Annotated in this window: 13 protein-coding genes; 8 read left to right on the top strand and 5 right to left on the bottom strand. The window is 62.5% G+C overall.

The genetic code is table 11. The annotated features are described in order from the left end of the window. Positions 1-189: 189 nt before the first annotated feature. Positions 190-1,227 (bottom strand): aggregation-promoting factor C-terminal-like domain-containing protein, encoded by a 1,038-nt coding sequence (locus D2E23_RS05225; RefSeq protein WP_126029928.1) that lies wholly within the window; start codon positions 1,225-1,227, stop codon positions 190-192. Between the two features lie 125 nt (positions 1,228-1,352). Beyond that, positions 1,353-1,703, bottom strand: a complete 351-nt coding sequence (gene trxA, locus D2E23_RS05220; RefSeq protein WP_126029927.1) for a thioredoxin — start codon at positions 1,701-1,703, stop codon at positions 1,353-1,355. Between the two features lie 281 nt (positions 1,704-1,984). Here trxA and D2E23_RS05215 point away from each other — a divergent pair, with 281 nt between their 5' ends. From D2E23_RS05215 to D2E23_RS05185, 7 genes are all read left to right on the top strand, one after another. After that, on the top strand, positions 1,985-2,608 hold the full coding sequence (locus D2E23_RS05215) for an NUDIX hydrolase family protein (protein WP_126029926.1): 624 nt from the start codon (positions 1,985-1,987) through the stop codon (positions 2,606-2,608). A 90-nt stretch (positions 2,609-2,698) separates the two neighbouring features. Further along, the gene (locus D2E23_RS05210; protein WP_241227223.1) at positions 2,699-3,568 is read left to right on the top strand and encodes an alpha/beta fold hydrolase; all 870 of its coding nucleotides are present in this window, start codon (positions 2,699-2,701) and stop codon (positions 3,566-3,568) included. A gap of 90 nt (positions 3,569-3,658) precedes the next feature. After that, a complete protein-coding gene (gene nudC / locus D2E23_RS05205) occupies positions 3,659-4,729 on the top strand; it encodes an NAD(+) diphosphatase (RefSeq protein ID WP_126029925.1) in 1,071 nt (356 codons plus the stop codon). Positions 4,730-5,144: 415 nt separating this feature from the next. Next, complete coding sequence (locus D2E23_RS05200; RefSeq protein WP_164520692.1) at positions 5,145-6,926, top strand: L,D-transpeptidase; 1,782 nt, start codon at positions 5,145-5,147, stop codon at positions 6,924-6,926. 136 nt (positions 6,927-7,062) lie between these two features. Further along, entirely contained in the window at positions 7,063-7,464 is a 402-nt protein-coding gene (gene gcvH, locus D2E23_RS05195; RefSeq protein WP_126030018.1) for a glycine cleavage system protein GcvH, read from the top strand. Beyond that, positions 7,457-8,686, top strand: coding sequence for an App1 family protein (locus D2E23_RS05190; RefSeq protein ID WP_240541633.1), 1,230 nt, complete (start codon positions 7,457-7,459; stop codon positions 8,684-8,686). Before gcvH ends, D2E23_RS05190 begins: the two co-directional genes overlap by 8 nt. A 146-nt stretch (positions 8,687-8,832) precedes the next feature. Beyond that, positions 8,833-11,280 (top strand): S9 family peptidase, encoded by a 2,448-nt coding sequence (locus tag D2E23_RS05185; protein WP_126029922.1) that lies wholly within the window; start codon positions 8,833-8,835, stop codon positions 11,278-11,280. A gap of 293 nt (positions 11,281-11,573) precedes the next feature. Here D2E23_RS05185 and D2E23_RS05180 read toward each other — a convergent pair whose 3' ends face one another. The 3 genes from D2E23_RS05180 to D2E23_RS05170 all read right to left on the bottom strand — a co-directional run bounded on the left by D2E23_RS05180 (position 11,574) and on the right by D2E23_RS05170 (position 15,709). After that, positions 11,574-13,976 carry a hypothetical protein gene (locus tag D2E23_RS05180; RefSeq protein ID WP_126029921.1) on the bottom strand — a complete coding sequence of 801 codons (2,403 nt, stop codon included), beginning with the start codon at positions 13,974-13,976 and terminating at the stop codon, positions 11,574-11,576. A gap of 50 nt (positions 13,977-14,026) precedes the next feature. Further along, positions 14,027-15,094, bottom strand: a complete 1,068-nt coding sequence (locus D2E23_RS05175; RefSeq protein ID WP_126029920.1) for a matrixin family metalloprotease — start codon at positions 15,092-15,094, stop codon at positions 14,027-14,029. 120 nt (positions 15,095-15,214) lie between these two features. Beyond that, positions 15,215-15,709, bottom strand: a complete 495-nt coding sequence (locus D2E23_RS05170) for a hypothetical protein (protein ID WP_206432001.1) — start codon at positions 15,707-15,709, stop codon at positions 15,215-15,217. 253 nt (positions 15,710-15,962) lie between these two features. On the opposite strand from D2E23_RS05170, the gene D2E23_RS05165 reads away from it, so the two are divergent. Continuing rightward, positions 15,963-18,119: a hypothetical protein gene (locus tag D2E23_RS05165; protein WP_126029919.1), complete on the top strand. Its 2,157-nt coding sequence runs from the start codon at positions 15,963-15,965 to the stop codon at positions 18,117-18,119. Positions 18,120-18,188 lie beyond the last annotated feature (69 nt).

Raw genomic sequence — 18,188 nt, 5'->3', positions numbered from 1 at the left:
GTGGGTGTTGGAATTTCAACGTTTTTGAGGGGTGTGACGTTAGTGTGAGCTCACACTAAGAGAATGCAATGGCCTGGGAGGGGGGCGAATGCTCCGTATATGAAAAAGGATCCCCGCACCCGGATGAGTTCCGGGTGCGGGGATCCTTTTTCGTGGGTCGATCTTGGATTAGCGATCAGTAAGTGCGGATCAGTAGCTGTGATGGGACAGCCAGTACGTGTAGGCCTGCTGGATTCCGCCGTAACGGTCGTTGCAGTAGCCGATGAACCACTTGAGCTGCGTTTGGTAGTTGGTCTTCCAGTCGGAGCCAGCGGACGCCATCTTGCTGCCGGGCAGAGCCTGCGGCAGGCCGTATGCGCCGGAGGATGCGTTGGTCGCCGACACGTTCCAGCCGGACTCGTGATTGATGATATACACCATGCCGGTGAAGTCGGCCTCGGAGTAGCCGTTGGAGAGCAGATAGTCGTGAGCCCACTGCTGCATGTCGCTGGCCGGGATGGTGGTGCCGATATCGGAGGACGACGAGTCGGACGAATTCGAATTCGAGGAAGAGGACGAGGACGAGGACGTGCTGCCGGTGCCGATGAGCACCACCTTGTTCACAGGCGCCTTCTTCACATAGGAGCTGATCGTGTTGCTGGAGACGACGTTGCCGCCGGACTTGGTGACCAGATTCGTGGCCTCCATGACGCCGGTCTCGCCTTCGGTCTTCACCTTGGTGGTGCCCGCCGGCAGGGAGTCGGTCTTCTCCTCAACCGTGTTGAACGGGATCTCGGTATCGGTGGTCTCGATGGTGCTGCCGGCGCGTTCGATGGTGATAGTCGTGGACTCGGTCACCTTGGTGTCAAGACTGGGGGAGACGGAATCCTCCGGCTCCAGCGTGATGCTGCCCTGATCGAGCACGGACTTGACGTCGGTGAAGTCGGTGCCCAGCACGAGTCGGGATTCGCCGTTGATGATGACCTTCACATAGGAGGTGTCGGCGTCGGATCCACGGGCGTCGCCACGGGATGCCGCCTTGAATGCGTTGACCTCGTCGCTCTTGGTCGCGGAATACGAGGAGATGCTGTGCTGCGGATGGGTGGCGTTCGTCTGATAGAAGTCACGAGAGACGACGCCTCCGCCGATCAGCAACGCCGCGGCGGCGCTTCCTGCCGCGATGCGCATCCACTGGCGTTTGGTAAGACGTTTGAGGATGAATTCCTTCGGTTTGCGATGGCTCGCCATGAATCTCCTTAGATCGACCGATTAGGCTCACACTGCTTCGGTATTCTACCGATCGGTTATGACGAGAAAAAAATTCCGGCGTGCCGTATACCGTGTCGGCGCGCCGGACGTGATATATAGACGAATCACTCGGCCTTGGTGGTCTCCGGCTCGTCTTCGATCTCCTTGACCTTGCCGATCAGCGTCTCAAGATCGGAGGGGCGCAGCGCACCGGCCTGCTTGAACACCACTTCGCCGTTGCGGATGGCGATCAGCGTCGGCACCGCGGAGATGCCGGCGGCCTGAGCCAGACCCTGCTGCTGGTCGATGTCCACCTTGGCGAAGTACACGTCGTCGTGCGTCTCCGACGCCTTTTCGAAGGTCGGGCCGAATGCGCGGCACGGTCCACACCACGTGGCCCAGAAATCGATGAACACCAGCGGGTTCTGGGTGATAGTCTCCTCAAAGTTTTCGGTGGTCAGCTCGTGGGTAGCCATAATCGCTCTCCTATGCGTCTTGTATTACGTCTTGTTGTACGTCTCGTTCCGCGTTGCCGTATGCGTTCGCACACGCCGTGTCGCACTCCTATATATAGGAATGATCTGCACAAGGGGTCGAGTCGCTACCAGCATCTCACAGCCCGGCGCGACACGACAGTGCGTAAGCTCTTGGCGCAGTGCCGTGTCGCATCGGCGCGCTGGCGGCTTCCGTAATGTATTTCGCAAACGTACAGATCGGCGTTATGAAAAGGTCATGTGGCGGGCCGATAATGGGGATCATGCCGGTTCTTAATGACGAAGTGCCCGACGAGGGCGATTACGACGCCTCGCGTCGTCGCGGTGAGTTCGACAACATCACGCCCGACGATTTCATTCGCGGATCCGATGGCGGCAATCCTCCGGGATGGCTGGATTCCTCGGAGATCGACGATCTGCGCCGCAAGATGCCGATCGTCTACGTGGAGGTGGTGCCGGTGCGCGCCGACGACTTCGGTCGCATCTCCAAAGTGGGCACGCTGTTGCATGTGGGTCCCGACGGCATGATCGAACGCACGCTGATCTGTGGTCGTGTGCTGTTCCACGAATCGTTGCGTGAGGCCGTGGCCCGCAATATTTCCAAGGATCTGGGCGATATCGCGCTGCCGTTGCTTCCGGTGAGCCTGCAGCCGTTCACCGTGGCTGAATTCTTCCCCACCCCGGGCGTTTCCGAGTTCTACGATCCTCGTCAACATGCGGTGACGTTGTGCTACGTGGTGCCGATCGCGGGCGACTGCAAACCGCAGGACGAGACGCTCGACGTGGAGTGGGTGGACCCCGTCGAAGTGCGTCGTCCCGACTTCATGGCACAGATGGCCGGCGGTCATGGCGAGATCCTGCGTCGCGCCATCGGATGGGCCGGCTGACCGCAGTCCCGACGATACGCTGAATCATATTCGTGCCGGACGGGCCGAGATGACTCGACCATTCCCGGCAAAGGAAGGAACCGAACGATCATGACCATGACGATTCTGCGCACCACATATCGCGAACCCGATCACACCGCGGAGCAAGGCGTCCCGGTGGTGCTGGTGCACGCATTCCCGATCGATCATCGCGTGTGGGACGAATGCGCGTCCGTATTGTGCGAGATCAGCGAGGGGGAACAGGACCGCCCGTTCGCCGTATACGGTCTGGAGATGCCCGGCGCCGGCGAATGCCCGGTGCCCACCGCCGAGCAGACCGGACCGGTGGCCGACGACGGTGCCTATCCGGAGGCCATGGACCGCATGGCGGAATCCTTCGTCGCTGAATTCCTGTCCACGGGCCACACCAAGGCCGTATGGGTGGGCATCTCCATGGGCGGCTATCTCACGCTTGCCGTGCACCGTCTGCATCCCGAAGTGGTGGCCGGCGTGGTGCTGTGCGATACCAAGTCCGAGGGAGATGGCCCCGACGCGCGCGCCAACCGTCTGCGCATCGCGAACGCGTGCGAAACCGAACACACCGTGGAACCGGTCATGCATTTCGCCCAGCCGCAGCCGAACGACTCCGACTTCAAAAAATCCCCCGCGTTCATTGATCTGTTCACGCGTTGGATCAACGAACAGCATCCCGAAGGCGTGGCATGGCGTCAGCGTATGGCGGCCGGCCGTCCCGACGAAACGCCGCAGCTCGCCAAGATCACCGTGCCTGCGGGACTGGTCTCCGGCACGCTCGACCCGTCAAGCGATCCCGATCGTATGCGTCCGATGCTGGAACGCATGACCGGTACCGAATGCGCGTTCACCGTGGTGCACGATGCCGGCCATTTCACCTGCGTGGAAAAGCCCGACGTGGTGGCCCGCGCCATTCTTGACGTGCAGCACCGCGCAACCGCCCTCTGATAAAAGGGCCGACCAAGACAGGTCGGAAGAATACGAGCGCAACGATTCCGTCCACTATACGGACGCTCAGGAAAGGAATATACGACAATCATGGCTGATTTTTCGGCGTTCTCGCCGCTGGCGCTCACGCAGACGTTGCCATTCCTGCCGCTGGCGCAGGGCACCATCGACTATGAGGTGGACCGTCGCGGCGAGGAAGGGCTGATCGATACGCTGCTCGCCGACCCGGCCACGCGCGTGATGCTCGTCAACCATGGACTGATCGCCGTGCCGAAGGGGCAGGGCGCCAAGGTGGACTTCGATTCGGCGAAGATCCGTCCGGCGATCGTCCCCGGAACCTACGTGCGTGACGACGTGCGCGGCGGCACCGGCATCGTCGCGATTTTCCTTGGCACCGATCGCACCGAATCGGCCGCCGGCACGCATTACGTGGCGTTGGACATCACTCGGGCCACACAGTCCGTACCCGACGACGCGCACATCGGCGCCGACCACGCCTTCGACGGCACGAATGGTTCCCCCGTCGCTCGTGCCGCGGAAATCTTCGACTGGGTGGATCTGCGCGGCTTCGCGCCCCACGCCAGCGCTCGTGACGCCGGACTGGCCACCAGCGCCATCACCGTGGGCATCTGGCACGACCGTCAGCGGTTCTGCCCGTGCTGCGGTTCTCCCGTACGTCCGGCACTCGGTGGCTGGGCACAGCGATGCACCGGCCCATCCGACGGCAACCGCATCCTGTTCCCGCGCATCGAGCCCGCCGTGATCACGCTGATCGTCGACGGCAACAACCGCGTGCTGTTGCAGCACAACACCGCGTGGCGCAACAACCTGTACTCGGCGTCGGCCGGATTCGTGGAGGCCGGCGAGAACCTGGAACACGCCGCCCGCCGCGAAGCCAAGGAGGAGACCGGCATCACGCTCGGCGAGGTGAAGTACCTCGGATCGCAGCCGTGGCCGTTCCCGTCATCGCTCATGATGGCGTTCAAGGCGCGTGCACTGAGCACCGAAATCAGCGTGGACCATCAGGAGACCGGAGACGCCCGCTGGTTCACCCACGACGAGTTCACCAACGCCATGATCACCGGCAAGATCGAAGTGCCCGGCAAGGCCACCATCGCACGCTACATGATCGAAGAATGGTACGGCCAGCCGCTGAGCTGAGTGCGGGGGAGGGGCGATGGGCTGGTGAATCCGGTCTCGGCCGTCGGTAGTGGATCCCTCCCTCAGTCCGCCTTCGGCGGCCAGCTCCTTCCCCAGGAGGGAGCACGCAGCTTCGGCCCCAGCGTTCTCCCTCCAAGGGAGGGAGATGTCATGGCCCCGCCATGACAGAGGGAGGGCTTCGGCGCCGCAAGCGAACTGGGAGACTCCAACCCCCAGCGCTCCTCCAGCCTCCGCCCACCCCGCATCCACGCAACACCCACACCCCCCTTCACTCGACATTCCGCAAGCGTTTGCTCAGGCCATACAGTGCTGTTCACTGCAGGGTGACTGTGGGATTGTTCATAACAACGTTGTCACTTCCACGGGTATAGTGGACAACGTTGCAAGACGCGAAAATCGCGAGAAATGGAAGATTATGACTGACGACAAGGACTTCGGATACACAGGGTCCGCCGGGGACTCGGCCTTCGATTTCCCCACCGCCGCGGCCCCGTCGCCCGACGAGGCGCAGACCGTCACCATGATGCCGATCGGCAACCCCGGCGCATCCACGGCGTCTGGTGAATCCACCGTGGCCTTCACGCCCCTGAACTTCGGCGCAGCCGCTCCGGCCGCCGCCTCCGCCGGCACGGCCGCCGCAACCGTCGCCGCGCCCTTCGCGCCCACGACCGCAAACGGCGGCGTGGTGCCCCCGACGTTCGGCAATGGCTCCACGGCCTTCGCGGCCGCCGACGATCCCGACGACGCCGTCATCGCCGTGAAGAAAAAGAAGCCGGTCGCACTCATCGTCGTACTGTCGATCCTCGCCGCACTCGTCGTGCTCTTCGCCGGCTACGTGTTCGGCGGCCAGCACTACTTCAGCGACAAGGCGGCCCCCGGTGTTAGCATCGGCGGCGTATCCGTCATGGGACAGAACGCCAGCGAACTGAAGACCACGGTGAACAACGCCGTGAAGAACTCCTCCGTGAAGGTGACCACCGCAAGCGGCGCCACCACCACCGCATCGCTGTCCGATCTGGGCGTGACCGTCGACGTGGACAAGACCGTCGACAATCTGCTCGCCGCCACCAAGAGCAACGCGCTCTCCACCGTGAACCCGTTCTCCAAGAGCAGCGTGGGCCTCGTCACCACCACCGACAAGCTCGCCATGAGCACCTATCTGTCCGACAAGCTCATCGGCGACGACTCCCGCGTGGTCAACGCCAACGTGGAATACAACGCCGACGCCAACAAGTTCGTCGCCACCCAGTCGCGCGACGGCGAATCGCCGACCATCGACGGCGTGGTCAAGGCCGTGAACGCGCTCGCCAGCGAGCCGGGCACCACCAAGGCCGTGACCATCAGCACCGAGACCGTGGCCGCCCCGATCAGCGACGAGACCGCCGCCACCGCCGCGGCCGATGCGAACAAGCGCATCGACTCCGACATCGTCATCACCAACGGCGGATCCAAGAGCTTCACCATCCCGTCCAGCGAGATTGCCAAGTGGATCAAGACCACCGGCGACCCGACCAAGGGCACCATCGAGCTCACCTACGATGAGAACGCCATCAAGTCGTACTTGGCCAGCACCCTGCCCGACAAGCTCAAGCAGGACGCCGTGACCGAGGAGAACGTCGTCAACTCCAAGGGCACGGTGATCACCACCAGCGTCAAGGGCGTGGACGGCATCGAGGTGACCGGCACCGACGGTACCGCCGCCCAGGTGCTCACCGCTCTGCAGAACGGCACCGGCAGCGACATCAAGGCCGAGGTCAAGACCACCCAGCACGAGACCAAGTCCCGTCAGGTGAACTACGACGTGGAGAACGGCGACCCGCACATGGTGATCAACCTGAGCGAGCAGAAGGCGTACGCCTACAACGGCACCACGCTCGTCAAAACGTTCAACGTGTCGACCGGCAAGACCAGCACGCCCACCGACACGGGCACGTTCTTCGCCACGCTCAAGTACCAGACCCAGACCATGGTCGGCGAGGACTACGTCACGCCGAACGTGCAGTGGGTCACCTACTACAACGGCGGTGAGGGCTTCCACGCCGCACCGTGGAACGTCGCCGGCATCGCCAGTGGTACGCCCAAGTCGCACGGCTGCACCAACATGAACCCCGACGACGCCAAGTGGGTGTATGATTTCCTGCCGATCGGCGGCATGGTCGAGGTCGTGGGCAGCACCCCCTCCTCCGCCGTTCGCTAAACCGTCGGCAACCGTCGCTTCAAGGACCCTCCCCTTCTGGGAGGGTCCTTTTTCGTTTTCCGTTTCGCTCGAGATTCTCCATCGGTAACCGCCTGACGGTAGGCTTGGGGGTATGACAGACGAACAGAATACTGAAATGACCGCAAGCGACATCGCCGCGGACATCGCCGTTCCGGAACATCTGCTCTACTCCGACGACCATGTGTGGGTCGACGACTCCGTCGATCCGGCCGTGCTCGGCATCACCGAGTTCGCCGCTGGCCAGCTCGGCGATCTCGTGTTCGTGGACCTGCCCGAGGTCGGCACCCGTGTGGAGGCCGGCGACGAGATCGTGCAGCTCGAATCCTCCAAGGCCGTCTCTCCGATGATCAGCCCGGTGGCCGGCGAGGTGAAGTACGTCAACCGCGAGGCGTACGACGACCCGAGCGTGGTCGACACCGATCCGTATGGCGAGGGCTGGCTCGTCAAGATCGAACTCGACGACGACGAACCCGATCTGCTCAGCGCGGACGAATACGCCAAGGTGGCTCATGACTGACGTCACCGACGACGAGGTCAGGGAGTCTGGTTCCGTCGGGCTCCCCGACACCGACGAACCGATCATCGCACAGCCGGCCAGCTCGAACTTCGATGCGGCCGGCCGCTATGAGCGTATCGACATCAAGCCGTTCGCCGTGCGCGTCACCCGTCGTGCCATCACGCACACGTTCGGTCTGTGGAGTCGCATCTCCACGGCGATCGTCAAGCGCATGGGATGGTTCCCGCGCGTGGAACCCTACGTGGGCTATGGCACCGGCGCCTACTCGCGTCTGATCTGCCGTACCGTGTACGCGCCGCTCAATCGCGTGTCCGGACTGGTGCAACGCGGCATCCGCAACGCATTCATGGTGCCGGCGGCCGGCATCCGCGTGCGCATCAGCATCGACGATACCGAGTTGCGCACCGTGCAGGTGGGCGCCTCCGAATCATACGACGCCGTGGACAGCACACGTGCCAAAAGCAGCGAATACGCCATCTCCGATGTGCAGGGCTACCTCGATCTGGTCACCGAACGCGAACTGACGCCCGGCGTACACGACGTCTCGTACGTGGTGGACGGTCGTCACGCCTGCCACGCACCGCTGTACACGTTCCCCGCCGACGCCGAAGTGGGCATCATCTCCGACGTGGACGATACGGTGCTGGTCACGCAGGTTCCCAAACTGTGGCGCGCCGTCTACAACATGCTGTTCCTGAGCCCGAGCAAGCGCATGTCCGTGCCGTCGATGTCGGTCTTCTACTCCAAGCTGAGCGAACAGTTCCCGGACGCGCCGTTCTTCTACCTGTCGACGTCGCCGTGGAACGTGGAGAGCTCGATCAGGCATTTCATCGACGAGCATGGCTTCCCCGAAGGCCCGCTGCTGCTGCGCGATCTGGATCCGCGCCCCAAGACGTTCATCCCCTCCGGCGTGCAGCACAAGCTCGAGTTCGTGGAGCAGCTGATGGCCGACTTCCCGCGCATGCGGTTCATTCTGATCGGCGACGACGGACAGAAGGATCCGACCACGTACGCGACGATCGCCCGACGCTATCCGGGCCGCGTGATCGCGATCGGCATCCGGCAGCTGTCGCCCGGAGAATCGGGCCGTCCGTTGCAGCGCATGACCGGCGTGACGGCGACGCAGCCCGCCCCGGTGACCGACGTGCCGGTGTTCTACGGCGTCAACGGCGTGAATCTGATGAACACGATGATGCCGTACCTGCGCAACCTGTTCAAATAGGACCGATTGCAAACGGCCGTGATTGCGTCGGAACATACCGGAATACGCCGGGATACGCCGAAATGATCGATCACGATGATCGATCGTGGCCGCAATCTTGGGCACCCAAGTTATCAATCCCTAAGATAAGTGAGATACTGAACTCTATGACTGTTGACAATGTATGGTCGGACATCGCCGGACTGATGCCTCCCAAGGCCGAGAGGGAACCGAAACGACGCAGCGCGCAGGGGGACACGTTCCTCGATCCGTACGAGTGGATGCGCGACAAGGAATCCGATCGCGTGCAGAAGTTCGTCGCCGATGAGAACGAGTACTGCGAGCGCCGCATGGCCGGTCTGAAGACGCTGCGCGGCACGCTGTTCGAGGAGATCAAGGCTCGCGTGCAGCAGACGGACATGTCGGTGCCCACGCGCATGAACGATTACTGGTATTTCACGCGTACCGAGGAGGGTAAGCAGTACGGCATCCAGTGCAGGGTGCCGATTCGCGGCGAGAACGATTGGGATCCGCCGTCGATCAGTGCGGCCGCCGCGCAGGGTGATGCGTTGGGCGGCGAGGAGGTCGTGTTCGACTGCAACAAGGAGGCCGAGGGCCATGACTTCTTCAGCGTTGGCGGTCTTGATCTGAGCCATGACGGCCGGTATGTCGCGTACAGCGTGGATACGGCCGGCAACGAGCGCTACGATCTGCGCATCCGTGATCTGAAGACGGGGGAGGACTTCCCTGAGGTGATCAGGGAGGTGTCGGGCGGCGGCTGCATTACGCCGGACGGCAAGTGGGTGTTCTATACGCGCGTGGACGATGCGTGGCGCCCGTACTGTGTGTGGCGTCATCGTGTGGGCACGCCCGCCGATCAGGACGTGCAGGTGTATAACGAGCCGGATGAGCGTTTCTGGGTTGGTGTGGGCACGTCGTTCGATGAGGAGCAGATCATCATCGAGTCGAGTTCCAAGACCACGTCCGAGGTGCTGATGCTGCCGGTGAGTGATCCGGAGGGCACGTTCCGTCCGTTCATCGCGCGTATGCCCGGCGTGGAATACGATGTGAGCTTCGCCCGGTTCGAGGATGAGAACGGTGACATTCCGGTGGCGCTGGTGATCCACAACGTGAAGAACCCGAACTTCGAGATCGACGTGATCGACATGCGCTCGCACAAGCCGCCGTATACGCTCGGCGAGGGCGTGTGTGTGGCGCAGGGTTCGCCGTCGGGCTGCGAGCCGCCGCAGGGGCGCAAGTTCACGCCGGCCACGCGCGCGATCCGTTATGAGTCGGTCAATTCGCTCAGCGAGATCTCGAATAATCCGGAGATCCTGCAGGGCGTGCAGGGGCTGCGCATCGAGGGCATTGCGATGTACCGCAACTTCGTGGCGCTGTCGTACCGTGCGAACAGTCTGCCGCAGCTGGCGGTGATGCCCAAGTATGCGGCCAAGGAGGATTTCCTCGCCGGACGCCCGTGGGGATTCGGCGGCATCGTTCCGCGTGTGGACGGCAAGCTGTATTCGATCGGCATGAGCAGCAACCCGTCGTATGATGCGCCGCGTATCCGCTACACGACGGTGAGCTATACGCAGCCGGGCGAGCTGCACGAGTATGATCCCGAGACCGACACCGATGTGCTGCTCAAGCGCGCGAACGTGCTGGGTGACTTCGATCCGGCGGATTATGCGGAGAAGCGCATGTGGGTGCGTGTGCGCGACGGCGAGCATGTGCCGGTGTCGCTGGTGTGGCGTCGTGGTCTGGTTCCGGCGCTGGAGGGCGCCAAGGAGGGACTGACCGACGAGCTGATCGAGGCTCCGCGTGAACTGACGTTGTCGCTTGAGGACATGTCGGCGCGCTACGACCGTCGTGAGGCCCCCATGTTCATCACCGGCTACGGTGCGTACGAGATCAGCTCCGACCCCGGCTTCTCGGTGCCGAGGCTGAGCCTGCTCGACCGTGGCGTGCTCTACGCGGTACCGCATGTGCGCGGCGGCGGTGAGATGGGCCGCGCCTGGTACGAGCAGGGCCGCAAGCTCAACAAGATGAACACGTTCATCGACTTCGTGGATGTGACGGCCGCGCTGCAGCGCAATGGCATCGCCGATCCGAAGCGTACGGTGGCGAACGGTGGTTCGGCCGGTGGCCTGCTCATGGGCGCGGTGGCGAACATGGCCCCGCAACTGTATGCGGGCATCGAGGCGGATGTGCCGTTTGTGGACGCGCTTACGTCGATCCTCGACACGTCGCTGCCGCTGACGGTGACCGAGTGGGACGAGTGGGGCGATCCTTTGCACAACGCCGAGGTCTACCGCTACATGAAGCAGTATTCTCCGTATGAGAACGTGAAGGATGCGGATGAGCGCGAACAGGAGTTCGGCACCCGTCATTTCCCGGCCATGTTCATCACTACGTCGATGAACGACACGCGCGTGCTGTATGTGGAGCCGCTCAAGTGGCTGGCCCGTCTGCAGGAGCCCGAGGTGGAGGTCGACGCGGTGGCGAAGATCGAGGTGGAGGCCGGCCACGGCGGCGTCACCGGACGCTACAAGCGCTGGCAGGAGATCGCCTACGAGAACGCCTGGTGCCTCGCCGCCATGGGCATCGAGGAGTAGTCCTCCCCGGCTTCCCCTTGAGGGGAAGCCGTCGGCGCAGCCGACTGATGAGGTGACCCGGCCTAGGCGGAATGGCGCAAGCCGTCCATAACGGCTGACAGTGTGAATGCGGCCGGGTTGGTGTGGAATCCCTCCCTCAGACCGGCTGCGCCGGCCAGCTCCCTCCCCTGGAGGGAACACGGAAAAATCCAACGTGTTCCCTCCAGGGGAGGGAGCTGCCGAACGCAGTGAGGCTGAGGGAGGGAACCCATCGCACGGCGAATCCAAACCACTCCGCCGGAAGCGGAACGCCCCTACCTCAGATCGTCGTCGTGCACGCCTACGGACGCGAAGGTGTACTGTCCCTTCGCGTCCTCGTAGTAGTGCAGGCGTCGGGCGGAATGCCCCTGATCCAGGTAGATGCGCCACACCTTCTCGCCGTGCGGCCCCACGCGGAATGCCTCTTCGGCGCCCGAACCGGTGCGCAGACGATGGCATCGTCGTGACTTCGACTGCTGCGCGATGCCGGTAAGCACTTCCAACGCGGCATCGACCACGCGCTGACGGTTGATCTGCGTCTTCTCCAACGAGTCGAAGAACTCCGACGTGTAGTCCCAATGCTCCGGCAGCTGCCGATGCTTCTTGTCGGCGGCGGGGAAGCGCAGCGCCCACGCCTCACGAATCCACATGTCGAACCGGTCGCGTTCGAACAGCAGCCGTTCCTTGTCGTTGCGGAACAGACCGCGTAACGTCCGGTACTGCTGCCCCTGATAGATGCGGGCGCGGCGCTGGCTCATCGCATCCTCGCGCAGCGAACCGTTCTGCCGCTGCAGGGTGTCGAGCTCGGCACGCATCTTCTCATTGGCGCGCTGCTCCTCGCCGATCTGCGCGGCCAGGGTCATGATCATTTCGGCCGCATCCTCGCCGGCATCCTCGGGAATCAGCTCACGCACGTCGGTGTCCGCGTCGATCACGATGGCACGCTGACGATCGTCGGCGTTGGGCTTCAGCACGCCCTGATCGGCCGGTTGCAGCCATGCCGGACCGCCGTCGATCATCGCCGGCGCGGACTTGATATGCTCCTTGTCCGCCTCCACGAACGAGACAAGCCAGTCGTTCTGTTCGGTGCCGCGCGCCACGATCAGCATGGGCAGCACGGTGCCCGGGTCGAGCAGCAGACGCAGATCCTCGTGCTCGCCGAACGCGTCACCCAACGCGTCGGCGGCCTCCACCATGATCTTCACACCCGGATAGAGCGTCACCATGCAGTAGTCCATGCGCACGGTGTCGATGCGGCCAAGCACGGTGTCGCCCTCCGCATAGTCGGCGATCGCGTCCTTGCCGACGCGCACCGCAAGCCCGGTGATCATGCGATCGCGCGAACTGAACTCGCCATGAATCACCTGACCGCGGGCCAGCATACGATCGGCGGGAACGGGAATGCCATCCGTCTCGGCCGGCAGAATCACCGACGCCATCGCGCCGGACACCAGGCGGGCTATGCCGCGCTGCGGATACACGCCGATCACCGTGGCCGTGACCGGTACCGTCTGCTCGGGAACGGTGGGCGCGATCGTCGAATAGGCGCGTGCCACCATGCCCTCGGCGTCGTCGATGAGCTGTCGGCGCTGAATCTTGCGCTGCTCCTCGGTGAATCCGCCGTACGGACCTCCCAGTCGACTCGGATCGTCCACCCATTCGAGATCCGGCGGATAGGCGCGCAGCATACCGCCGTACACTTGCGCGTCGGTGGGCAGTGCGGCCGTGAGATTCCACGCGGTCTTGGCGCTATCCAATTCGAACACGATCGCCGTGGATTCGAGCTCCCTGGCCAACGATTCGGTGTCGAACACGGGCCGGTGCGTGCTTGACGTGCGCGTGGCCACCACCACGGGGATGCGCCGCTCGGGATCGGTGAGGTACTCGGCCAGCTCCTCGGCCTGATCCTCGCGCACCAGATGCACGGTGCCGTCGGCTTTGTCACGGATGGCGGCGGTGACGAGCGTGCCCTCCGGTTCGGTCGACGCTGCCGGAGCGGAGAGCGGAACGCGGTTGTCGTCGGCATCATTGCCGGGAGCGGTCGTGCCTGTGGACGACGTGGAAACGTTGGGGGATACGGCGTCTGCGGTGGAGAACGATGCGCCGCCGACGTTGATGGCACTATCCTCGGCAGAGGTGCCGGAGACATCGGCAGCGTCTACGTGGCCGGTTGCGTTGGACGCGTTCGTCGTGATGGTCGGGGCGACGTTCGTCACCAGTCGGCTCTGCTGGACCTTATGCGCTTGCCGTTCGAGTGCGATCTGCCGGCTGATCGCGTCACGCACGTCGTATTCGAACGCCTTGGCGCTGACACGTATGTTGAGTATCAGTTTCGATGCGCGAAAATTATCGTCCTTCCACCATTGCGCGGTACTGGGATAGACGCGTACCGCCCCGCCGAACACCGATCGCTCCTTGCCGATGCGGGAGGTGAGCTGACGGCAGACGTCCACGGTGTCGAGGATCGCGACGTCGATGTCGAAATCGTCGAGCAGGGACCGAGGATCGATGGCGAGATCGTCGCCGTCCTTCCTATGGGTCATGACCACCAGTGGTCGTTCCCGTCGTGATCGACGGCGCAGATACCGTTCCAATGCGATCACGTCGTCCACCGAACGGATATGGACGGGACAGTCCGCCGGGAATCGTGAACTATACGGGTCTCGTGTTGTACTCATAGCGCCATCCTTTACGTAGTTCGATTGTACGTGGCGGCGTGCTGCCGGCGTTATCGAACCGCGCAGTCGCGTACCAGCGCCTTCAGGGCCTGCCGGTCCGTGTCCGTCAGCTGCGGCGTGGAGTCGGCCACCGGGTTCATGAACGAGCCGGGGGAGTCGGAGTGATCCAGGCCCAGCGCGTGCGCCACCTCATGCTCGATCACCTCGACCGCCACCGGCTGCCCGCCCTGTGCACTGTCGCCGCCGGTCCGGAAGTAGTCCTCGTTCAGTCGAATGTCGGCATAGTAGATCAGCGGAGCCTCATTGTTGCGCGAGACGGCGCGCGGCTGCGCCTTGCCGAGCGTGCGCTGCGTACGGTTCATATCAAAGTCCGGGTATTGCGCGGCCGTGAGAAATTCGAATTTGAACTCGGTATGAGTGGGAAGCGTTCCGGTTGATTGATACGAACCGTCACCCACCTGCGACACCTCTTGGAATTGCAGGTCGTTCACGGACGTGATCGTGTCCAACGCCTGCTTCACCATCGCGCGTTCATTCTCGCTCACCGAACCGCTGAACGCGTACCGGATGGGTTCGCAGGAGATCGTCAGCGCGGGCTGATCGCTGCCTTCCGAGAACAGCATGTACGAGTATCCGCTCGGCATGGGCGTCTGAATGCCGCCGAATTGCTGGGACTGCTGGGATTGCCCGCTGTTCGGGGATGCGGACTGGCCGTTGATGCTGCCGCCGGCGTCGGATGAGCCGCTGTCACCGTTGCCGCTCTGGCCGTTGGCGTCGGTGGTGCCGGCATCGGGGTCGCCGCCCAGAAGCCCGTTGAGCCAGTCCGTGAATCCGCTGTCGTTTGACGAACCATCATGCTGTCCTCCGAACAGCCCCTGCACCTGGTTGTCCCACCATTGGATGACGGAATCCTTGGCTTCATTGGCCTTATCGCCCAGCCCGGATGTCAGCCCGGAACCCCACTCCTTGGCTGACTGCGGCAGATCGCGCACTGATTGCGGCATTTCGACGCCGCATCCGGTCGTCCCCAGCAGCAACGCCAGCACCGTCGCCGAAGTACACACGATCCGGCCGAGGGCTCTGCCGATTCGCCTCCGCCCATTGCCATTACCGACCATCCCGCTTCCTTTCCTGTGTGTGCCATCCAGGAACCCGCGTGCTCCCTCCTAGGGAGGGAGCTGTCCGGCAAAGCCGGACTGAGGGAGGGCTCCCACTCGCCCCTCAGCCCCAAGTCGCCCTCAGTGACGCACCCCCTCCGGCCAGATCACGGTGATCGGCCTGCCGATCTCGCGCGCGTAGGCCACGGCATCGGCAGTACCGCCCTTGCCATCCGCTGGCTGCCCGTCCCAGAACGCCACCAGCAGATCGCAGTCGTCCACCACGCGCTTGCCCGCCAGCAGATACGCGTCCTCACACGGTTCCGCATAGCCAAGCGTCACCACCTGCCGCGCCTTACCAACCAGCGCCTCGAACGACTTGAGCCCGTCCTTGTCAAACGTACGCTCATAACGTCGCGACGGCAGAATCGCCTTCAGCGTATGGCCGGTACGCAGAATCTCGGCGGCAAACAGCTGATCTGCGCCCACTGCGAGCGAACTCAATCCCACTACGGGCCGGCCGTCGTACTGTGCCAGAAACTCGCGTAGTCCACGTTCCACGAACACGCGCGCCGCCTCGGGAATATGCTGATGCCCTGTCACGCCAATGTGAATGATCTGCTCACCATCTGCCATGTTCGTCTCGCTCATCGTCGCAACTCCGCTTCCGATAGATCCCGCACAATCCGTTCCCGAGTCTACTCGGTCGGCAGTGACGTCGGAATCAGGAACCCGATGCCGGAACGACGATCATATTTGACACCATGTCATAAATGATTCGTGAGTCGTCATTTTCGCACGATGTCGATGGGCGGTTGCGATCGCCTGTGAACCTATGCTCGAAGTAGGGTCATGACGGCCATTGTTTCTGCCATCGAAGGGGATGCCCATGCAGCAGTACGATCTTGAAACCGCGTTTCGCAACAACGAACATCATGTGCTGAACGACTACCTGCATCAGGCCTCGGCCAATCCGCTGCAGGCGGCGGCTGATTTCCACGAACTGCTGAAATTGCCGGGTACCTACGACTGGCTGGGTAAGGAGTTTGAAGACCTTGACGATGATGCGTATCGTGTCTTCGTCATGAATCTGTATCCGGTGTTTAGAGGAAAGGCCTGGATCGATGACATGATGATCATTTGGACTCTGTCGTTGCATTCAGGCCTGGCCGATCCCGGGGTTCGGCGATTTCTCCGTGCTGACGAATCCGATGCCATGCCTGCAGGAGATATCGATAACGATACTGAAGAAGCTCGCGAACGGCGTCATCTATGGTTTCTGTTGTTCTTCCAATACGCCGAGATCGGGGTGCTTTCCCATTCCGATGATGCCGAAACGTATCTCAAGCGTGCCCGAAAGATCGCCAGAATCGATTTTCTGAGGCACCCGAACCGTCTGGCGCAGAGCGAGGAAGGTGCACAGTTGGCTTATGGCACCGAAGCGCAGGATATGATTCTCCAAACGTCATGGTCATCGATTGTTCGTATCATCAATGTCTATCTGAGGGGCATTGCCCATGATGCGGGAGACGAAGAAGAAGCGCAGCGCTGCGCGGCGTTCATCGACAAGGCCGACCGTCTGTTCGATCCCGACGGGACGGAAGGTCAGATTCCGGGAATGCCGGGCGTTCGCATCATCCACGTGCCGCTGGATGATCAGTCGTCGTCGGTGAGGCGTCCATACAAGCCTGATTTCCGCAGGAACACCGCGATTCGATTCGCCAGACAGGCCTGCGAACTGCACGATGCGCAGCGGGACGAGGAGGCATGGGACACGTTCGAGAAAAGCAATGCGATACTCAGGCAGATCTATGAGGACGGCGAGACTGGTGAACTCTACGACATGAACGGCGTGAGCGAGAACCATGCCGCTGCCGCCGAGAAGATCCGCACCGAATGTCTGCGCGATCTTGGTTTGAACTTCAAGACCATGGCGGCCTGCGCCGATCATGCAAAGACCCCCGACGACGTCAGAGCATGCGTGACGAATATGGTGCGTTACGGCGAAATGTTCGACAAGGCCCGCAATTCCGCGGAAAGCAAGTCCGATCTGGAAGGCCACTACGCGATCGCGCTCACCTACCTCATGCAATATGACCGGCCTGAGGATCGCGACACGTGTCTGGGCTACTGCGAGGGCTTCTACCGCACCCGCGAGGAGTCCTATGCCAAGGGGACCAAGATGGACAGGTTCCTGCAGTCATGCTGGGGGAACGTGAACGGGTTCATCCAGCAGGGGCTGGCCAAGGGCACGATCCCGCCGGAACGCGTGATCGACATGCTGCATGAATCCGTCATGGCCGCTGCCACGCTTGACGATTTCGTCGGATACCGCAGTCACGTCTATTTCATGGATTCCCTCATGGACCGTATGCATGAGCGCAATGAATTCTGGGCGAACGGTCAGACTTCACTGGAATCCATGTATGTAGGTCATATGGGCAATGTCTGCGGACTGCTGTTCAGACTACGGGAATGGGAACAGCTGAAGAACGACGCGAATAGGCTGCTCAAGCGGCTGCCGATGATGCGCGAATCGCAATCGGCGGGCACGGCGGCCACGGCGGTCGCCTCCTATGGCATCTATTTGTATGAGTCGGAGCATTACGAGGAGGCCGCGAAGTGGTTCGGCGACATTCTCGATCCCATTCGTTCGATGGATGATTTTCCTCGGCTGACCATGCTGATCATCCTCCGCCGGTATATGTCATCGCTGCTGAGGGCGGACCGTATACGGCAGGCTGACCAGGTGGCCCAGGTGGCCGAAGTGCTTACCGGTCTGATCGAGCTCAAGGGATACGAGGAAGCGCGCAGGCAGAATCCGACTATCGCTTCCGAGGGCGAATTCCTGAGTTCGGTATTCGAGGAACGCTGCACCATCTATTTGGAGCATGCGATGGCGTTGGGATGCATGGGCGACAAACAGAAGATGCGTGAATACCTCTTCAAGCTGGAAAGCGGACTGGATGATTGGCAAGACAGGCTTCCCGCCGATTTCGTGGACCACATGAGGAAGCAGGCGCAGCGTCTGCGCAGCGTCGCGTGATCGAGCGCACCGCGCCTGTCCACCAGACGGACTCCGGGCATTGGTTTCGGACGGGCGCACCTACCCTGT

Source organism: Bifidobacterium callimiconis, from assembly GCF_003952005.1.
Classification (GTDB): Bacteria; Actinomycetota; Actinomycetes; order Actinomycetales; family Bifidobacteriaceae; genus Galliscardovia; species Galliscardovia callimiconis.
The sequence above is the reverse complement of the archived record's forward strand: the minus strand, read 5'-3'. Positions and strand labels throughout refer to the sequence as shown.